14 protein-coding genes are annotated in these 19,396 nt (G+C 64.6%); 3 read left to right on the plus strand and 11 right to left on the minus strand.

Going from position 1 to position 19,396, the window contains the following annotated elements; all coding sequences use genetic code 11:
• Positions 1-158: 158 nt before the first annotated feature.
• Both U5809_RS28555 and U5809_RS28560 read right to left on the minus strand, forming a co-directional pair.
• Positions 159-1,673, minus strand: coding sequence for an ammonium transporter (locus U5809_RS28555; protein WP_282506037.1), 1,515 nt, complete (start codon positions 1,671-1,673; stop codon positions 159-161).
• Positions 1,674-1,710: 37 nt separating this feature from the next.
• Positions 1,711-2,049: a P-II family nitrogen regulator gene (locus U5809_RS28560; RefSeq protein ID WP_038711752.1), complete on the minus strand. Its 339-nt coding sequence runs from the start codon at positions 2,047-2,049 to the stop codon at positions 1,711-1,713.
• Between the two features lie 355 nt (positions 2,050-2,404).
• Between U5809_RS28560 and U5809_RS28565 the strand changes: the two genes are divergently transcribed.
• Together U5809_RS28565 and U5809_RS28570 are read left to right on the plus strand one after the other, a co-directional pair.
• Complete coding sequence (locus U5809_RS28565; RefSeq protein ID WP_006489451.1) at positions 2,405-2,656, plus strand: accessory factor UbiK family protein; 252 nt, start codon at positions 2,405-2,407, stop codon at positions 2,654-2,656.
• A 263-nt stretch (positions 2,657-2,919) separates the two neighbouring features.
• Positions 2,920-4,518 carry a YifB family Mg chelatase-like AAA ATPase gene (locus tag U5809_RS28570; protein ID WP_322088973.1) on the plus strand — a complete coding sequence of 533 codons (1,599 nt, stop codon included), beginning with the start codon at positions 2,920-2,922 and terminating at the stop codon, positions 4,516-4,518.
• Positions 4,519-4,851: 333 nt separating this feature from the next.
• Here the strand turns inward: U5809_RS28570 and U5809_RS28575 are convergent, their stop codons facing one another.
• Positions 4,852-5,424: a hypothetical protein gene (locus U5809_RS28575; protein WP_322088974.1), complete on the minus strand. Its 573-nt coding sequence runs from the start codon at positions 5,422-5,424 to the stop codon at positions 4,852-4,854.
• A 161-nt stretch (positions 5,425-5,585) separates the two neighbouring features.
• Between U5809_RS28575 and U5809_RS28580 the strand changes: the two genes are divergently transcribed.
• Complete coding sequence (locus U5809_RS28580; RefSeq protein ID WP_124819691.1) at positions 5,586-6,122, plus strand: TlpA disulfide reductase family protein; 537 nt, start codon at positions 5,586-5,588, stop codon at positions 6,120-6,122.
• Between the two features lie 103 nt (positions 6,123-6,225).
• Here U5809_RS28580 and U5809_RS28585 read toward each other — a convergent pair whose 3' ends face one another.
• From U5809_RS28585 to U5809_RS28620, 8 genes are all read right to left on the minus strand, one after another.
• Positions 6,226-7,581, minus strand: a complete 1,356-nt coding sequence (locus tag U5809_RS28585; RefSeq protein WP_282507538.1) for a sigma-54-dependent transcriptional regulator — start codon at positions 7,579-7,581, stop codon at positions 6,226-6,228.
• Between the two features lie 105 nt (positions 7,582-7,686).
• On the minus strand, positions 7,687-9,717 hold the full coding sequence (locus U5809_RS28590) for a sensor histidine kinase (protein WP_322088975.1): 2,031 nt from the start codon (positions 9,715-9,717) through the stop codon (positions 7,687-7,689).
• A 4-nt stretch (positions 9,718-9,721) separates the two neighbouring features.
• Positions 9,722-11,011, minus strand: coding sequence for a dicarboxylate/amino acid:cation symporter (locus tag U5809_RS28595; RefSeq protein ID WP_282506041.1), 1,290 nt, complete (start codon positions 11,009-11,011; stop codon positions 9,722-9,724).
• 473 nt (positions 11,012-11,484) lie between these two features.
• Positions 11,485-12,099, minus strand: a complete 615-nt coding sequence (locus U5809_RS28600; protein ID WP_322088976.1) for a hypothetical protein — start codon at positions 12,097-12,099, stop codon at positions 11,485-11,487.
• Between the two features lie 50 nt (positions 12,100-12,149).
• Entirely contained in the window at positions 12,150-12,713 is a 564-nt protein-coding gene (locus tag U5809_RS28605) for a hypothetical protein (RefSeq protein WP_322088977.1), read from the minus strand.
• Positions 12,697-15,324, minus strand: coding sequence for an SH3 domain-containing protein (locus U5809_RS28610; RefSeq protein ID WP_322088978.1), 2,628 nt, complete (start codon positions 15,322-15,324; stop codon positions 12,697-12,699). Before U5809_RS28610 ends, U5809_RS28605 begins: the two co-directional genes overlap by 17 nt.
• Before the next feature lie 14 nt (positions 15,325-15,338).
• On the minus strand, positions 15,339-17,426 hold the full coding sequence (locus U5809_RS28615; protein ID WP_322088979.1) for a type VI secretion system Vgr family protein: 2,088 nt from the start codon (positions 17,424-17,426) through the stop codon (positions 15,339-15,341).
• 271 nt (positions 17,427-17,697) lie between these two features.
• Complete coding sequence (locus U5809_RS28620; protein WP_322088980.1) at positions 17,698-19,392, minus strand: cation acetate symporter; 1,695 nt, start codon at positions 19,390-19,392, stop codon at positions 17,698-17,700.
• Between the last annotated feature and the right edge of the window lie 4 nt (positions 19,393-19,396).

Raw genomic sequence — 19,396 nt, forward strand, 5'->3', positions numbered from 1 at the left:
AAGTTTTCGGCTATTGACCCGATAGCGCGCAGGGTTATGCGCTACGGCAGTGGGTGGCAGGAGAAAAAAAAGCCCGCCGGGTGGGGCGGGCCGAAGTCGCTGCGCTCATTCAGTGGCGGACGCCGTCTTTGCGGCGGCCCGCCGGTCATCCTTATGACTTATTCGACATGCTCGCCGTGCAGGACCACGTCGAGGCCTTCGCGCTCTTCCTCTTCGGACACGCGCAGGCCCATCGTGATGTCGATCAGCTTCAGCAGCACGAAGCTCAGCACGCCGCTGTAGACCAGCGTGATCAGCACGCCCTTGGCCTGCAGCAGCAGGCTGCCGTCGGCGCCGCCGATGTCCTTGACCGCGAACACGCCCGTCAGCAACGCGCCGAGAATCCCGCCCACGCCGTGCACGCCGAACGCGTCGAGCGAGTCGTCGTAGCCGAGCTTCGACTTCAGCCACGTCGCCGACCAGAAGCACACGACACCCGCGGCGATACCGATCACCAGCGCACCCGGCACACCGACGAAACCGGCCGCCGGCGTGATCGCAACCAGACCCGCGACCGCACCCGACACGATGCCGAGCACCGACGGCTTGCCGTGCGTGAGCCATTCGGCAAACATCCAGCCGAGCGCCGCGCAGGCCGTCGCGACTTGCGTCGTCAGCATCGCGAACCCGGCACGGCCGTCGGCCGCGACCGCGGAACCCGCGTTGAAGCCGAACCAGCCGACCCACAGCATCGAGCCGCCGATCATCGTCAGCACGAGGTTGTGCGGCGCCATCGATTCACGGCCGAAGCCGACGCGCTTGCCGAGCATCAGGCACGACACGAGGCCCGCGATACCGGCGTTGATGTGCACGACGGTGCCGCCTGCGAAGTCGAGCACGCCGTCCGACGACAGCCAGCCGGTCGGCTCCCACACCATGTGCGCGATCGGCACGTAGACGATCAGCGACCAGAGCGTCATGAACACGAGCATCGCCGAGAACTTCATCCGGTCGGCGAACGCGCCGCAGATCAGTGCCGGCGTGATGATCGCGAACGTCATCTGGTAGACGAAGTAGACCGATTCCGGAATCGTCGGCGCCAGGTGGCTGACGGTCAGCGTCGTCGCCTTGTCGCCGTGGATGTAGTTCATCCCGTGCAGGAACGCGCGCGACAGGCCGCCGATGAAGCCGTTGCCCGGCGTGAACGCGAGGCTGTAGCCGACCACCGTCCACAGCACCGTGATCACCGCGGTGATCGCGAAGCTCTGCATCACGGTCGCGAGCACGTTCTTCTTGCGAACCATGCCGGCGTAGAACAGCGCGAGGCCGGGGATCGTCATGAACAGCACGAGCGCGGTGGAGGTCAGCATCCACGCGGTGTCGCCCGAGTTGATCTTCGACGAATCGACGGAGAACGGTGCGGTCGGTGCGGCGGGGGCGGCCGGTGCCGAAGCGGCGGCGGCGGCCGACGCGTCGGTGGCGCCCGAGGCCGGTGCGGCGGCAGCGGCAGTCGCCGATGCGTCGGTGGCAGCCGGTGCCGAAGCAGCCGGCGCGGCGGCGGCCGATGCGTCGGAAGCCGTAGCGGCGGGCGCGGACGCAGCCGCGGCGGACGCCGCGTCATCGGCGAGCGCGGGGCCGACGCCAGCCGCAATCAGCGAGCCGGCCATCAGCAGGGACATCAAAAGTTTGCGCATCTTGGGTTTCCTCTTGTCGCTTGTCTTGTCTGTTCTGTTACAGCGCGTCAGCGCCGGTCTCCCCGGTGCGAATCCGGATTACCTGCTCGATCTGCGTCACGAAGATCTTGCCGTCGCCGATCTTGCCGGTGCGCGCGGCCCGCTCGATCGCTTCCACCGCCTGGTCGACGAGATCGTCCGACACGGCCGCCTCGATCTTCATCTTCGGCAGGAAATCGACCACGTATTCGGCGCCGCGATACAGCTCGGTGTGCCCCTTCTGGCGCCCGAACCCTTTCACCTCCGTCACCGTGATGCCGGAGACGCCGAGGGCCGACAGCGCCTCGCGCGTCTCATCGAGCTTGAACGGCTTGATGATTGCGGTAATGAGTTTCATGAAGTCCTCTCGCTGGGTTGTCCCGTCGAATTGGTTGGAATGTTGTAACGGACTCTTCTCAGCAACTCGCATGCCATGTTCGTCCGAGCACCGTCTCGAAGGGCCCGGGAACGGGGTCGCATCCCGTGATGTAAGGCGCGGAAGCCCGGCCGAATGGCCAACGTGGCCCGGTTTGCTGGCGCGGCGAAAGGAACGTTGCTAGAGTGCACGCACGTCCCGGATCGCCGGGCCATTCACCCATGCCGGCGCCATGCCCGGAATTCGCGCCCCCGGCGCACCATTTCCGGTCATGCGTGCATCATGGGCACGTACGCAACTGAAGATGCACATTTTTTGTGCAAGGAAGGGGAATCACATGAAGCAACCCAGCGACGTTTTCAACGATCTGCAGTCGCGCGTCAGCGACCTGCTGAAAAACTCGCCGGCCAAGGACGTCGAGCGCAACGTGAAGGCCATGCTGTCGCAAGGCTTCTCGAAGCTCGATCTCGTCACGCGCGAGGAATTCGACACGCAGGCCCAGGTGCTCGCCCGCACCCGCGTGCGCCTCGAGGAACTCGAAAAGCGCGTCGCGGAACTCGAGCAGAAGCTCGCCGCGCCGCAGGCCTGACGCCCCACCCGGCCACAAGGTCGGGCGCGGGCCGCCTCGCGCGGCCCGCGCCCGCCGCCCTGAAGGTGTTCCGCCGCTCCCCATAGTCCGTCGTTCTTCGCAGCTCCCCCGCTCTTCGCAGTCCATCGCTCTTCGCAGTTCGTCGTTCCGCAGTCCCTCGTTCTTTCCCCGCGCCACGCCGGCACGCGCGCACCGATTTCTCCGATTCCCGCGGCATGCGGCCCCGAACGGCCGTCAGCCGTCTGTCATGCAGGAGCCTCGCCATGTCGCTTGCCGTGGTGCGCAGTCGCGCGCCCGCCTCCGGCCGCGCGCCGGACGTTACCGTCGAAGTCCATCTCGCCAACGGGCTGCCATCGTTCTCGATCGTCGGCCTGCCCGATCTCGAAGTCCGCGAAAGTCGCGAGCGCGTCCGCGCCGCGCTGCAGAACTGCGGCTTCGAGTTTCCCGTGCGCCGCATCACGGTCAATCTCGCACCGGCCGATCTGCCGAAGGAATCGGGCCGGTTCGACCTGCCGATCGCGCTCGGCATCCTTGCCGCGAACGGCCAGATCCCGGCCGACGCGCTGGCCGGCCGCGAATTCGCGGGCGAACTGTCGCTGACGGGCGCGCTGCGGCCGATGCGCGGTGCGTTCGCGATGGCGTGCGGCGCCGCGCGGGACTGGCGTGCGAGCGAATCAGGATCGGGATTGCGCTCGGGCCCGGACGTCGTCACAACGCAGGGAACCGCGGCGGCATCGCAAGCACCCGAGCTCTATCTGCCGTTCGACAGCGCGGCCGAGGCCGCGCTCGTGCCGGGAGTGACCGTGTTCGGCGCACGCGACCTGCCCGCGCTGTGCGCGCATCTCGCCGATGCGCCCGACGGGCGGCTCACGCCGGTCGCGGCGCCCTGCCTCGACGGCCTGCCTGCGCCGGCCGCGCCCGATCTCGCCGACGTGGTCGGCCAGCGTGGCGCCCGGCGCGCGCTCGAAGTCGCTGCCGCGGGCGGCCATCACATGCTGATGGTCGGGCCGCCAGGGGCCGGCAAGTCGATGCTGGCCGCGCGGTTGGCCGGCCTCCTGCCGCCGTTGACCGACGACGAGGCGCTGACGTCGGCGGCGCTCCTGTCCGCGAGCCGCCTCGGCTTCTCGCCCGCGCAGTGGCGCCGGCGGCCGTTTCGTTCGCCGCATCATTCGTCGAGCGCCGCCGCGCTGGTCGGCGGCCGCAATCCGCCGCAGCCGGGTGAAATCACGCTCGCGCACCTCGGCGTGCTGTTTCTCGACGAGCTGCCCGAATTCGACCGGCACGTGCTCGAAATGCTGCGCGAGCCGCTGGAAGCCGGCCGCATCACGATCTCGCGCGCGGCCCAGCAGGCGGACTTCCCGGCCGCGTGCCAGTTGATCGCCGCGATGAACCCGTGCCCGTGCGGCTGGCACGGCGATCCGTCCGGGCGCTGCCGCTGCTCGCCGGACGTCGCCGCGCGCTATCTGCGCAAGCTGTCGGGGCCGCTGCTCGACCGCATCGACATCCAGATCGACCTGCCCGCGCTGTCGCCGGCCGAACTCGCGTCGCGCACGACGGCGCCCGGCGAGCCAAGCGCGGCGGTGGCCGCACGCGTCGCACAGGCGCGGGCGCTGCAGCTCGACCGGCAGGGCAAGACGAATCACATGCTGAGCGGCCGCGAGACCGACGACCTGTGCCGGCCGACCGACGAAGGCGAGCGACTGCTGCGCGAAGCCGGCGAGCGCTTCGGCTGGTCGGCGCGCGCATATTTCCGCGTGCTGAAGGTCGCACGGACGATCGCCGACCTGGCCGGCGACCCACTGCCGACGGCCGCGCAGATCGCCGAGGCGATTCGCTACCGGCGCGCGCTCACGGCGCTCTGAGCGCCCTCGGAGGACAAAATCCGGCTGTCAAGACTTGACTTATGCACAATTTCACGAATCCGGCCCCGGATCAGGGCTCGCCGGCACCGCCTCGAGAGAGGTTCCGTATCCCATTGTTTTTATTGATTTTTCTCAAACACCGGGAGAGCAACCAAACACGCCGGAGGGCCGTCCGGCGCGGCTCAGCGGGAAATCCGGGCAACTTTTCAACAAAGTTATCCACATGCGCTGTGGATAGTCGAAAAAACCTCGCAAAATCCGGCCACTAGCGTCGAAAGCTGCGAATGAACTTTCAATTGTCATAGAGTGCCCGGGCACCCTCGACGACGGTGATCAATCGAGTTTGAACGAGCCGAAAAACTGGTCGAGCTGCTCCTGCGTGAGCGACCCGTCGGCGATCACGACGGCCTGGTACGCGTGCCGGCCGCGCGCGGCAAGCCGTGCGACGATCGTCTTGCGTGCGCGATCGCCGCCGGCAGCCGCCCCCGCGATGCGCAGCTCGATCCCGTTCACCGCGCCGCCGGCCGCGAGCGGCACCGGCACCGACACCGTCTGCGGCGCGCCTTCGAGGTTGCGCGACAGCCCGGCGCGCAGGAATTCGAGCGCGGCGCGGCGCGTGTCGTCGCGGTCATCGGGCAGCGTCAGCGTGCCGACCGCGAACACCGCGCCGTCGACGTGCGCGGCCTGCATCCGCATCGGCATCGACGTGCCGCCGACCGCCACCGGCTGCTCCTCGACGGTCGGCTTCGCCGGCAGGTCGATCGTGTAGCCGGCGTCGTTGTGCAGCGTACGCCAGTCGAACGACGGCGAGCACGCGGCCAGCGCGGCGCTCACGCAGGCGAGCGCGGCGAAGTGTCGCAGCGGACGAAAAAGGGGGCGCAACGAATCGATGACTTCCTTCGGCATGGCGTGAATCTGGCAGGCAAAAACGGGCATTATCCGCCGAACCTGAAAACCGGGATGTGTGGCGGCCGCCGGTGCGCGCGCCGCATTCGCGTTAAAATAAGCGCCGAATTTCGACGTCCTTTGCATCGACCCGCGTCATCGACCGACTCCGAGAGCACCAGATGAACACCACGCCTCCCGCCCGCCGCAGTGCCGGCCCCGTCCGCTACATCGTCGCGGCTGCCGTCGTCGCGGCCATCGCCGTCGCCGGCTTCTTCGCGTTCAACGGCAAGTCCAGCGTGCCGGACGCGACGTTCACGCTGCTGTCGGGCCAGAAAGTCTCGACCGCCGGCGACCTGAAGGGCAAGGTCTATCTCGTGAACTTCTGGGCGACGAGCTGCGCGACCTGCATGCAGGAAATGCCGCAGATGGTCGATACCTACAATCGCTTCAAGGGTCAGGGTCTGGAATTCGTCGCGGTCGCGATGAACTACGATCCGCCGATGTACGTCGCGAACTATGCGCAGACGCGCCAGTTGCCGTTCAAGGTCGCGCTCGACGACGGCAGCGTCGCGAAGCAATTCGGCAACGTGCAGCTCACGCCGACGACCTTCGTCGTCGACAAGGACGGCAAGATCCTGAAGCGCTACGTCGGCGCACCGCAGTTCGCGGAACTCGACGCGCTGCTCAAGAAGGCGCTCGACAGCAACGCGGCCTGAGCGCCGCCAGATCCGGGATCCGGCTCGAAGGGCAGCAGTTGCGCCCTTCCCGCACAAACGGACCGTACGACCGGGCAACCCGGTCCTGCGGTCCGTTTGCTTTTCAGCGCTCGGTTTCGCCTTTCGCCGACAGCCCGTAGCGCTTCATCTTCTCGTACAGCGTCGCCTTGCCGACATGCAGCCGGTCGGCCGTCGCGGCGACCGCGCCACCCGTCTGGTTCAGCGCCTCGGCAATCACCGCGCGCTCGAATTGCTCGATGCGCTCCTTCAGCGTCTGGTCGTTGTCGGCGTCGTCGCCGCCCGCGCCCGTTTCCTGCGGCATGTCGGCCACGCCAAGCACGAAGCGGTCGGCCGCATTGCGCAGCTCGCGCACGTTGCCGGGCCAGTCGCGCTGCATCAGGCTCGCGCGCTGCCGGTCGGTCAGCACCGGCGCGGGGCGTGCGTAGCGCACGGCCGCGTCGAGCATGAAGTGCTCGAACAGCGGCACGATGTCCTCGCGACGCTCCGCGAGCGGCGGCAGCGCGATCGTCACGACGTTGAGCCGGTACAGCAGGTCGCGCCGGAACGTGCCGGCCGCGACGAGCTCGCTCATGTCGCCCTTCGCGGCCGCGACCACGCGGCAGTTCACGCGGATCGGCTGGTTCGAGCCGAGCCGCTCCAGCACGCCGTCCTGCAGCACGCGCAGCAGCTTCACCTGCAGCGCGAGCGGCATGCTTTCGATTTCGTCGAGGAACAGCGTGCCGCCGGACGCATATTCGAGCTTGCCGACGCGCCGTTTCGCCGCGCCCGTGAATGCACCGGGCTCGTAGCCGAACATCTCCGATTCGAACATCGGCTCGGGCAACGCGCCGCAATTCACCGCGATGAACGGCTTGTCGCGGCGCGGCGACAGCTCGTGCAGGCTGCGCGCGATCAGCTCCTTGCCGGCGCCCGTGTCGCCGTTGATCAGCACCGACGCGTCGGTCGGCGCGACGTTCGCGATCAGCTTGCGCACCTGCTCGATCGCAGGGCTGCGGCCGATGATGCGCGGCGCGACGACGTTCTGCCCGGCCAGCTCGCGCCGCAGCGCGTGGTTCTCGAGCACGAGCTCGCGGCGCTCCAGCGCGCGGCGCACCGTCTCGATCAGGCGCTCGGCCGCGAACGGTTTTTCGATGAAGTCGTACGCGCCGTCGCGCATCGCCTGCACGGCCATCGAGATGTCGCCGTGACCGGTGACGAGGATCACCGGCACGTCGGGCACGCGCTCGCGGCACTGCGCGAGCACGTCGAGCCCGCTCGCGCCGGGCAGCCGGATGTCGCTGACGATCGCGCCGGCGGTATCCGCGACGATCGCCTTCTCGGCCGCTTCGGCCGACTCGAAGCCGGCGACGTCGAAGCCCGCCAGCTGAAGGCTCTGCACGCTCGCCCGGCGAACGAGCGCATCGTCTTCGATATAGATCACTTGCAGCCGGTTGGCCATCGTACTCACTTGCTCCTGACAGGCCGCGCGGCGGTCTCGCGCGCGGCTGCGTTGATGCCGGTCGTGCGACGACCGGGCCTGCGACGGGTCCAGGGCCTGTTCGCGCTAATAACGGGCTTGCGCCGGCCCTGGCGAACCCGCCGGCTCGGACACGGAGTCCGGATGATGCGTGCGTGCACGCCGCAGCGTCAAGACGAACAGCGCGCCGCCCGACGGCGCATTTCGCGCGGTCAGCGCGCCGCCCGCGTCGCTCGCGATCGACGACGAGATCGCGAGGCCAAGGCCGAGCCCGCGCCCCATTTCCTTCGTCGTGAAGAACGGTTCGAACAGCCGCGGCAGCAGGTCCGGCGCAATGCCGGAGCCGTTGTCGCGCACTTCGACCGCGAGCGTCGCGGCCGACACCGCGATCGTCACTTCGATCGCCGGCGCAGCGACGCCGGCCACCGCGTCGAGCGCGTTGCCGAGCAGGTTGATCAGCACCTGTTCGAGGCGCAAATCCTCGCAGCGCGCGACGAGCTCGGGATAGTCGCGTGCCAGGTCGAGCGGCTCATCGTGCGCGGGCGACACGGTCGCGTCCTGCAGCGTCAGCGTGAGCGCGACTCCGCTCAGGCGCTCGCCAAGCAGCGACAGCACGCTGCGCAGCGCGCGCACGACGAGCGCACGCTCGTTGCGTGGCTTCGCGCGGCCGACGAACAGCTTCAGCTGGTTCGTGATCTTGCCCATCCGCTCGGTGAGCGCCGCGATCGCCTCGAGGTTCTCGCGCGCGGCCGCCTGCTCGCCGCGATCGAGCAGCACACGCGTGTTGTCCGAGAAACTGCGCAGCGCCGCGAGCGGCTGGTTCAGTTCATGCGTGATGCCGGCCGCCATCTGGCCGAGCGCCGCGAGCTTGCTCGCCTGGATCAGTTCGTCGTGCGCGGCGCGCAGCTCCTGCTCCGCGCGGATCCGGTCGCCGACTTCCTTCTGCAACTGTTCGTTCGCCTCCGACAGGTCGGCCGTGCGCTCCTCGACGCGCTGGTTCAACTCCGCGTACGCCTGCTGCAACAGCGCGCGGCCGCGGATCATTTCGCGCACGCGCGCACGGCGCATGCGCCAGTAGAACGCGAGCAGCACGACCGACACGAAGCCGAAGCCGGTGACGATCGTCGCGTTGCGCGCATCGGTATCGATGGGTGCGATCGGCGCGAGCGTGACGAGCAGCCAGTCGGGCTCGCCGATCCGGCGCTTGCTGGCGAGGAAACGTGGTGCGCGCCGGCCAAGGCCGAGGCGCACGATCTCCGCATCGGCGCCGAGCGTCTGCTCGATGCGCAGCGGCAGCGGTGTGACGGGCTGCTGCGCGTACTGGCGCGTCTCGTAGATCGACGCAGTGACGGGGCCCGTGAGCGGGCGCAGCGTGTGGTACTTCCACGCGGGCACCGACGACAGGAACACGACGCCGTGATCGTCCGCGACGACGAGCGGCTCGGACGCATCGGCGCCCTGGAACCATTCGAGGTTGAGCTTCACGACGACGACGCCCGCGATCTTGCCGTCGCGCCACACGGGCTGCGAGATGTAGTAGCCGGGGTCGCGCGAGATCGTGCCGATCCCGAAGAAGCGGCCGACCTGGCCGTTCATCGCGTCGACGAAATACGGGCGGAAGCGGTATTCGATCCCGACGAAGCTGTCGGGTGCGCGCCAGTTGCTGGCGGCGACGCACAGGCCGTCCGCGCCGATCACGTAGGTGACGGTCGCGTGTGCGTGCTCGTTGAGATCTTCGAGATAGCGGTTGACGCGCGCGGTGTAGTCGCCGCGCTTCGGCTCGGCGAGCAGGTCCTGCACGTACGGATGACTGCCGAGCAGATAAGGCAGCGACTCGTAGCGGTCGAGCGTGCTCTTGAGCGCGTTGGTGGTGCGATCGACGCGCACCGCGGCGTTGCGCTGCAGCTCGGCGACGCCGCGCCGCCAGGTGATCGTCCACGTCAGCGCGCACGCCGCGACGAGCGCGGCGGCAAGCACGACGAGGATGAGCAGGCGGCGCGTCACGGTCGAGGCTTCCTGGCGATGCGGATCGCCTATTGTGTCATAGGCCTCCGCATCCACGCGTCGATCGCCCCGTGTCGCGCCGCCGGCGGGCGGCGGCGCCACCTGCTCCTTCATGACGTCAGACGCCGGCCGTCTCGGTCGGCGTGACTTCGCCGCCGCCCTTCAGCGCCTGGCGCAGCTTGTTGCGGTCGAGTTCCTTTTCCCATGCCGACACGACGACCGTCGCGACGCCGTTGCCGACGATGTTGGTCAGCGCGCGGCATTCGCTCATGAAGCGGTCGATGCCGAGGATCAGCACCATGCCCGACAGCGGGATCGTCGGCACGACGGCCAGCGTCGCGGCGAGCGTGATGAAACCCGCGCCCGTCACGCCGCTCGCGCCCTTCGACGTCAGCATCGCGACCGCCAGCAGCGTGAGCTGCTGCATCCACGTCAGTTCGATGTTGGTCGCCTGCGCGATGAACAGCACGGCCATCGTCATGTAGATGTTGGTGCCGTCAAGGTTGAACGAATAGCCAGTCGGCACGACGAGACCGACGACCGAACGCGAGCAGCCTGCCTTCTCGAGCTTTTCCATCAGCTGCGGCAGCGCGGCTTCCGACGAACTCGTGCCGAGCACGATCAGCAGCTCTTCCTTGATGTACGACACGAAGCGGATGATCGAGAAGCCCGTGAAGCGCGCGATCGTCCCGAGCACGACGAGCACGAACACGACCGACGTCAGGTAGAACGTGCCGATCAGCTTGAGCAGCGGCACCAGCGAGCCGACGCCGTACTTGCCGATCGTGAACGCCATCGCGCCGAACGCGCCGATCGGGGCCAGCTTCGTGACGATGTGCACGATGCCGAACAGCACGCGCGTGAGCCCGTCGATGAAGTCGGTGACGACGCGGCCGCGCTCGCCGAGGTGCGCAAGCACGCTGCCGAACAGCAATGCGATCAGCAGGATCTGCAGGATTTCACCCTGCGCGAACGCATCGACCATCGTGTTCGGGATGATGTGCATCAGGAAGTCGACCGTCGACTGCCCATGCGCCTTCGCTGCGTACGACGCGACGGCCTTGCCGTCGAGCGTCGCCGGATCGATGTTGAAGCCGACGCCCGGACGCAGGATGTGCGTGGCCGCGAGGCCCAACAGCAGCGCGAAGGTCGACACGATCTCGAAATACAGCAGCGCCTTGCCGCCGACGCGGCCCACCTTCTTCATGTCCTCCATGCCGGCGATGCCGGTGACGACCGTACAGAAGATGATCGGACCGATCACCATCTTGATCAGCTTGATGAAGCCGTCGCCGAGCGGCTTCATGTCGGTGGCGAGCGCCGGGTAGTAGTGGCCGAGGATCACGCCGACGATGATAGCGAAGATCACTTGCACATAGAGCACTTTGTAGAAGGGTTTCTTCTTCACGATGGTTCCTGCTGAAGTGGATGAGCCGGTGGAAACGGCGTCACGCGCGCAGAAAGATGACGCTGAAGGGGGCAATGCCCCCCTGGGCCATTCGCCTGCGCGGCTGCCGTGCCGCAACAAGCGATGCCTCAGGACATCCGACAGGGGAGGAAGGCATTGGTCATCGATTGTCTCCTTGCTTGCTGTAGTAGTTCGGCCGGGGGGTGGCCGTGCGTTTTATATCGCAAGGTCGATGCCAGGTTCCCGTAACCCCTCAAACCGTTGTTTTCATTGTATTTCTCATAATGCGGCAGGCAAGGAAATCCGGGATTCCGGATTTCCGGAAAATATCCGTCCGGGGATTCGGACGGATGGGCGCATTCTTCCGATGAATCAGTGCTGCACGGCGCGGCCGGCCAGCAGGTTCGTCTGCGCGTAGAAGTCCTGCTGCTCGAATGCAGCGCGTTCGCGGCTCGATTCTCCTTGCGAAAAGCTTACTTATCCACGGTGGAGCTACCTCCGGCGTCCCAAGCCGGCCTGCCCTCCAGGATGGGCACCTGTCGGCGAATCGTCACGACGTTCCCAACATGATCGGTATAAGTAATCACAAATCGGTGATCTTCGACTGCAGCCTCTTTGATGGCGACAAAAGCATCCATCCCTTGGGGTATATCCAACGCAACCTCCCCAACGACTCGAGATTGCTTTGAGAACATGGCATACATGGGAAGCGGATTCCGCTGGCTGAGCAAAACAACGCCGCGCTCCACGTCATGGGCTTCGACGAAGGGGAACGGACCACTCAGCCCTTTCCTCTCGCTATAGAAGTAGGCTGCGGAACACTGTGTTCCACAAGGAAAGTCAATAACAAAAACCCCGGAAGTCATCGATATATTCGTTGGCGCACTAGGGTAATCGATGATCTTCTTCTCACCGGCAGCTCCGGATGCATAGATCCCGCAATTCACGCCATTGCCAGATTCCAGACATCGCACCGTGATCTGAACAGAACTGTCAGGAAAATTCGTTGATTCATCCAGCGCGACAGCTAAAGCACTATTTTTTATCAGAACAAGGCCACTACATACGATAAAACTGACAGCCCTCACCGCCAACACCTTCCGAATTCTTCTCTCGTTCACTCGACACCAAGAACAGGTCATTTCATAGTTGTGCAGCCACGCATCATCGACGTTATCGCCCGAATGTTCGCGCCATCTTTGCTCAAAACGAAATACCTTTCGTTACAGATCTCTCGACTACCATCCTGAGATTCAGCGTGATATTTAGCTTGAATCAGAAAACTATCCGGACGACTATATAGGTCAATGACGGTGGTCCGCCCCTGTATATCCTTCATGGGCTCAATGCCATTGTTAGAAAACTCTGCGAGCGCCGTTGATTCCCACCCACTCGAAAGGTCGGAAAGCGTAAAGTATCGACACTCCGCGCCGCAGCTATGTCTGGCAATATAAAATCGACCACCGACATTCACATCGGGCTGACCTATCAGCTTCCCATAATTATCTCGCCACAACCCCTCGTCCTTTCTAGCAAAGGACGGAATCTGTAGCGAACCACGATATACATCCGCCCGATGCTTCGAGAATGTTGGAACTTCATTCTGAGCACTGGAAGTCAAAACGTAGAAATTCTGAACCACAATAAATACGATGAACAAGATGCCCCGCAAGATGCACCTCTTATCAATCAATAAGATCATCTAGTACACCTCGACTCGCTGCCAGATCAGATTTTCCGGCAAGCTCCTCACGAACGAACGTGGTGAATTTTGCATTCAAATCTTCCCAGCTTACCCCTCCTTGATCATACGGAGCCCCTGGAAAACTTGCCCACTCCAGCTTGCAATTTGCCTGAAAAACAGCCTTCGAAAGCTCTCCGTTCTTTATGAAATCAAGCGCCTTTCTTTTCATTTTTAGAATGACAACGCAATATCTGTCCTGCGAAACGGGCGAGAAATCGCTCACATAAAATCGCTCTCGCCATCTTATCGATGGGGGATCATCCCATGTGTAACCCATGACCTGATAAGCGCCAGCGGCAGTAGAACTGTATCCCGAATCTTTAATTAATATCCTCGGATGATCAGCAAATGATTTACCAAAATCCTTTATGAACGATTTACCGCCAAAGAGCCTCTCATATCCTGCCACGCCCTCTGTTCCCTCACTGTATCTTACAGTTCGAAGAAATGCCCTAACACGCGCCTCCTCAATGGAAATACTACCGTCAAGAAAATTACTCAATTGTCCAACGGGGTGAATATGGAACACAAACGGATCGACCGGAAAGTCCTTAACTTTCCCAGCGACCGCATCCCACCACACCAATTGTGTGATACGCGCTTTCTCCGCCTCCCAAGCCGCCTTCGATGACGGGGGAATCAGCGCATCGTAGGCATCCCACGCCTTCTTGTCTGCCTTCCATTCGCTCGGATAGCGCAGGATGACACGCGACAGTTGGCGGATGGTGTCACGATCGCGCTGCGCTGCCTTCACTTCGGCCAAGGTGAGCTGACCGTCGTGATTGGCATCGAGCAGCGCTCGCACTTCGCGCAGCGGCACGTCGAGGTCGGCGTCCTTCAATCCCAATCGCCCGCGCTGAAACTCCTCCATCTGCTTGAAGTCGGCAAAATAGCTGCCGTAGGCGGCTGTGGTTGGCTTGGACTCAATCAGTTTGAAGTCCACCCACTCATGCGGCGAGTGCAGGGAAACACCGGCATGGCCCGCTTCGCCTACCCAGCCGATGGCGGTGGTGCCACCGGTTTTCAGTTGCACCTGCCACCAGCCGTTACCCGCTTCATCCAGGGCAAACACCTTGGGCAGCTCCGTGGGGATTTGTTTGTCCGGTCTCGATTGCTGCAACATGAGCCGCGACACGTGCTGGGGCTGCACACCGTTCTTGGGACCGTTGGCCGCGAACGCCAGTGGAAAACCTTCCCACCCTTGCACCAGGTTCGCCGTCAACAACTTGCCTCCTTGGACACTGACCAGCGTTGCATATGTGTCTTTAGCAATCCAGACCGGTGTTTGGCTGGCAGCCCCGACGAAAATGCCGCGGAAGCGCGTAGCTCCAGGTTGTCCGACCGTCCCTTGCCGAGGCACGCGAACGATATCCGCTGCCGTGTACACGGCCCCATCGTTGAGACGGAACAGATTGGCCTCCTTGGCACCCGTCGGCAACTTGGCTTTGCGGTCGATCCACTGCATAGCCCCCGTTGGCTTCACCTTGACGTACAGCGCATCGTCAGGCGGCGTACCGTCCAAGGCGACAATGGTGTTCACCGGCAGCAAACCGGCCTGCGGCGACGCGAGTACCGGGTTATGCAACTGGGTATCTGGCGCCACCCTCAGCAGCGTCTTCTGCTGAGGCGTGGCCTTTGCCGCAGCAGCACGACTCTTTTCCAGAAAGGCTCGCAGTTCCGGGCCGACGATAACCTCGTGGTGCATCAGCCTGCGGCTCTGCCCCGGATCCTGTACTCGCCGGTACTCACCCATGTGGCCCAACAGTTCCCCAGCTTTGACCGCCGGCGGGCTCGCTGGCGTAACCACGACATCAAAGTCCTCCGGCGCCTGGCCCAGTGCTTCCAGCCAGCTCATCGAGACCCATCCGCTATGCGCGGTGGCAGGCACCTCCGTCTGCGCGGTCGATGGCGGCACGATCGCTTTCTCGATCACCCGCTTAATCTTGACCCACTGTTTGTCGCGCTGGAGCACCGTAAAGCGAGCACCGTGTGGCAGGTAGCCAAGGACGGGCGAGTCTCTGGCAAACGAAGGTTTTGCACGCACGCTCAAACCGATGACCGGCTGATCGGTGGCCCCTTTCGGTACAGCTTGTTTCTCTTTGGCGGTTTCCTTGACGCGGCAGATCTTGGCCGGCCAGTACGCGGGACGCTTGACCACATTCCCCATGCGTTCGTATTCGCCAAACGAGCGCAGGTGCATTGCCAAGCAGAAGTACGTGAGCTTATTGCCGGTTGGGTATTCCAACGTGTGCCGTGTCAGGACAAAGCCGGTACTAAAGGCGGCCGAGGTGGATTCGGCCGTCGTCGGCCCTTTGGCCCCCCCGGGAGAGGTCGGGTAGTCGCGATTGATCCGGTAAGCGACCACTTCGCCTTTGGTCATGGCGCCGATGCCCTCGTCGAGGGACAGTAGGTTGGCCATCGCCGACTCATAGTGAATGCCGCTATGTACGCCCGACGGTCCGAACACGTAATAGCCGCCGCTGGCCATGCCGAGCGCACTGTAGTAGACATCGGCGTCGACCACGTCCTTTCCGGCCTTGTCCTTGAAGGGGTATTTGTAGTTAGCCATAAAATCCCGTGTGCTTAGGCATCGCCCGAGAAGGTCAGGTAGAAAGCGTCATCCAGCGAATCACCGAATACCGAATCGCCAGATAGCGAAAGCGCGCGCCCTGCCCCCTTACGATCGTGGACCATTGGGCCCTTCATGCGGATAGCGATGGCTTCGATCTCCACGCCGCAATCGTCAAGCGTGATCGTGCCGCCGGGGCCACGCAGGCGGATTACCTCGCCGGCTTGCAACTCGACGACCTTGGTGCGATGCCGAATTGCTTGCCCCGCCTCCAGCTCGGCATACCCCTGCACGCGCTGCGTCAGGTGCCCGCCGATATCTACCGTGTGATCGGACACGGTCTTGTCGCGGCGATGGTTGCCGACTTCCTCGGTTCTGTCCTTGCCCGTGTGGATCGTGTGGTTTCGGCCGATGCTCAGGAAGTCGTCCTGCCCGATATCGTGGCGTCGCTCCTGGCCGATGGTGACCTGCTCGTCGCGACCCACGGTTTCTTTGCGGTCGTTACCGATGACGATCGTTTCGTCGTGTCCCACCTGCTCGCTGCGGTCATTGCCCACGAAGGTGGTTTCGTCGTGGTTGACGTGGATGTTCTGATCCCTCTGCGCGTGGACGTAGATTTCCTCCTGATCCTTCTCGTCCTCGAAGCGCAGTTCGTTGTAGCCCTCGCCCTTGTGCGTCTGACTTTTGATCGTCATCCGCGTCTTGTGTCGCGGCAGTTCGTACGGCGGCAACTGCAGGCGGTTGTACGCCCGCCCGATGATGAGCGGCTGGTCCGGATCGCCATCCAGGTTGACCACGATCACTTCCTGCCCGATGCGCGGGATCGCCATGTGACCCCACGTCGCGCCAGCCCAGTTCTGCGCGACCTGGATCCAGCACGAGCTGTGCTCGTCGTGCTTGCCCTCGCGATCCCATGGGAACTGCACCTTCACCCGGCCGTACTCGTCGGTATAGATCTCTTCGCCTTCGGGGCCCACCACCGTTGCCGGCTGCGGACCGTCGATACGTGGGCGCGGCAGTGGCTCGGCGCGCCATTCCGCGTCGTCGGGCACCAGCACCGCTTCGTAGCGATAGTTCGTGCCCTGTTGCGCATCGGCACTCTCTTCCGCCTGACTGGTGGTCTGCTTGCCGTGATGGACGAGGCTGACCGTACGCCAGCCGCGATTCATGTCTTCGCGCGGGTGGCCGGTGAGGTCGAAGGCGATGCCGGGTTGCAGGCGCGCATCGTCACCGCTTACACGGGCCATTCGCGCATCGCGACGGTGGCCACGCAGGCGGTCCTGCGTGAAAGCCTTGCCGCTGGCTTCGTGCTTGTAGCGGCCCGGATAGTCGTAGCGCCCGTAGCCGCGGCCCTGGTGATCCAGGTCCGCGCCCTCGCGCGGGTATTCGTGCGGATAGCGTGGACTCTTGAACGTGTAGTCGCGCTGCACCTGACGCGCGGTGCGCACGTTCTCGGTGTACGCGAAGGTGCGCAGGCACGGCTGCGGCTGGTCGCCACCGGGCGTGGAGTTGTACAGCCCCGGCTCGCCCTGCTGGCGGCCGAAGATAAACAGTCGATCGCAGTGGATCAGGCGGTGGCCGTCGGCGCGGTGCTGGAAGGCGTAGAAGAAGCCTTCCTCGCGCAAAATGCGCTCGATGAAGTCGTAGTCGGTGTCGCCAGCCTGCACGCAGTACTCGCGCGCCAGATGCTCGTTGGTGACACGCTGCTCGTAGTCCAGCGTTTGATGGTGTGCCTTGAGCACGGCCGTGGCGATCTCGGGCGCGCTCAGGGTCTGGAAGATGCGCCAGTCGGACGACAGCTTCAGGCGCGCCAGGCGCGGCTCGACCACCGCGGAATAACGGGTGCGTCGAAAGCCCGTGTCACGCTGAACGAACGATGAAATGGCGCCGTGCACGTAACGCACGGGCACGCCGCCCTGCCAGATCGTGAGTAAACCGTTGTGGTCAAGCACCTGGCCGAAGTCGATAGCGGCGTTGGCGCTGGCCAGCTCCACCTGCAACAGGAAAGTCTCGGACAACCCCTCATGCAGGGTGAACTCCACCACCTCGAACGACTCGTCGCCGGCGGTAAAGGTAAAGCGCAGGTCAGATTGGATAGCCATGGTTAAGCTGCTCGCTGAACGCCCAGCGGCAACGATTAACTATTGCGAGATCCGCGTCTATTGGACGAATCCGAAAGTAGAGTTTCCCGCGACTTGGCGTCCGCCATATCAGTGAATTGCCCCGGTCCTATCCGCAACCAAACCAGACTGCCCCGCTCAACCTTTGTCGCACGTACTGTCTGCCCCGACGATGACCTCGGCGCTCCCCCCCAAAACGAGCACCCCCGAAAGATCTCGATCCTCCGGGGGTTTCACCGCCATCAATCACGAATCAGTGTTGCACGGCCTCACCCGCCAGCACCCCCGTCTGCGCATAAAACTCCTGCTGCTCAAACGCGTCACGCTCGCGCCGTGCGCGCTCGCCGCGATCCGCGAGCGAGCCGACGACGATCCCGATGAACGCGAGCGGCACCGACACGAGCGCCGGGTTGTCGAGGAACACCAGCGCATGCGCGTGGTGCAGCACGTCGACCCACACCGACTTCGACAACACCGTGAGCGTGACCGCCGACACGAGGCCGAGGCCGCCGCCGAGCACCGCGCCGCGGGTCGTCATCCCGCGCCAGAAGATCGACATCGCAAGCACCGGGAAATTCGCGCTCGCGGCCACCGCCGCGACGAGCCCGACCATGAACGCGACGTTCACGTGCTCGAACAGGATCGACAGCCCGATCGCGATGGCCGACAGCACGATCGTCGCCGCGCGCGAGATGCGCATCTCGAGGCGCTCGTCGGGCTTGCCGCGCGCCCACATCTGCGCATACAGGTCGTGCGAGATCGTCGTCGCGCCGGCCAGCGTCAGGCCCGCGACCACCGCGAGGATCGTCGCGAATGTGACAGCGGCGATGAATCCGTAGAACCAGTTTCCGCCGACCGCCTGCGCGAGCTTCACCGCGACCATGTTCGAGCCGCCGAGCAGGTCGTGCGTCAGGTTGAACGAGCCGTTGGCGCCCAGCTTGAAGAATTCCGGATGCTGCGCGAGCAGCACGATCGCCGAGAAGCCGATCACGAAGGTCAGCAGGTAGAAGTAGCCGATGAAGCCGGTCGCGTAGAGCACCGACTTGCGCGCCTCCTTCGCGTTCGGCACCGTGAAGAAGCGCATCAGGATGTGCGGGAAGCCGGCCGTGCCGAACATCAGCGCGATACCGAGCGACAGCGCGTTGGCCGGATCGCGGATCAGCTTGCCGGGGCCCATGATCGACAGCGCGCCCGGATGCACGGCCACCGCGCGACGGAACATCTCGTCGACGCTGAAGCCGAATTCGGCGAGCGCGAGCACGACGAGCAGCGTCGCGCCGCACAGCAGCAGCACGGCCTTGATCACCTGCACCCAGGTCGTCGCGGTCATCCCGCCGAAGAACACGTAGACGACCATCAACACGCCGACGATCAGCTCGGCCGTGCCGTACGACAGCCCGAACAGCAGCTGGATCAGTTTGCCCGCGCCGACCATCTGCACGACGAGGTACAGCACGACGATGGTCAGCGAATTCGCGGACGTCAGCAGCCGGATCGGCCGCTGTGCGAAGCGGTACGCAACGACGTCGACGAACGTGAACTTGCCGAGGTTGCGCAGCGGCTCGGCGATCAGGAACATCACGAACGGCCAGCCGACCAGGAAGCCGATCGAGTAGATGAGCCCGTCGAAGCCGAACATGAACACCATGCCGGACAGCCCGAGGAACGACGCGGCCGACATGTAGTCGCCCGCGATCGCGAGCCCGTTCTGCAGCCCGGTGATGCCGCCGCCGGCCGTGTAGAAGTCGCGTGTCGAGCGCGTGCGGCGCGCGGCCCACCGCGTGAGCGCGAGCGTCGCGAACACGAACGCAAAGAACATCCCGATCGCGACCGGGTTCAATTCGACCTTGTCGGGCATCGGGCCCGCGACCGATACCGCGTGCGCGGCGGAGGAAAGGAGAGCTACGGGAACGGCCAGCGCGCCGAGCGCAATCGAGGTGCGTCGCATGTCG

Source organism: Burkholderia sp. BCC1999, assembly GCF_905339975.1.
Classification (GTDB): Bacteria; Pseudomonadota; Gammaproteobacteria; order Burkholderiales; family Burkholderiaceae; genus Burkholderia.

Coding starts and splice junctions, on each gene's coding strand:
- U5809_RS28555 (WP_282506037.1), bottom strand. CDS start 1,673: ATGCGCAAACTTTTGATGTCCCTGCTGATGGCCGGCTCGCTGATTGCG.
- U5809_RS28560 (WP_038711752.1), bottom strand. CDS start 2,049: ATGAAACTCATTACCGCAATCATCAAGCCGTTCAAGCTCGATGAGACG.
- U5809_RS28565 (WP_006489451.1), top strand. CDS start 2,405: ATGAAGCAACCCAGCGACGTTTTCAACGATCTGCAGTCGCGCGTCAGC.
- U5809_RS28570 (WP_322088973.1), top strand. CDS start 2,920: ATGTCGCTTGCCGTGGTGCGCAGTCGCGCGCCCGCCTCCGGCCGCGCG.
- U5809_RS28575 (WP_322088974.1), bottom strand. CDS start 5,424: ATGCCGAAGGAAGTCATCGATTCGTTGCGCCCCCTTTTTCGTCCGCTG.
- U5809_RS28580 (WP_124819691.1), top strand. CDS start 5,586: ATGAACACCACGCCTCCCGCCCGCCGCAGTGCCGGCCCCGTCCGCTAC.
- U5809_RS28585 (WP_282507538.1), bottom strand. CDS start 7,581: ATGGCCAACCGGCTGCAAGTGATCTATATCGAAGACGATGCGCTCGTT.
- U5809_RS28590 (WP_322088975.1), bottom strand. CDS start 9,717: ATGAAGGAGCAGGTGGCGCCGCCGCCCGCCGGCGGCGCGACACGGGGC.
- U5809_RS28605 (WP_322088977.1), bottom strand. CDS start 12,713: ATGATCTTATTGATTGATAAGAGGTGCATCTTGCGGGGCATCTTGTTC.
- U5809_RS28610 (WP_322088978.1), bottom strand. CDS start 15,324: ATGGCTAACTACAAATACCCCTTCAAGGACAAGGCCGGAAAGGACGTG.
- U5809_RS28615 (WP_322088979.1), bottom strand. CDS start 17,426: ATGGCTATCCAATCTGACCTGCGCTTTACCTTTACCGCCGGCGACGAG.
- U5809_RS28620 (WP_322088980.1), bottom strand. CDS start 19,392: ATGCGACGCACCTCGATTGCGCTCGGCGCGCTGGCCGTTCCCGTAGCT.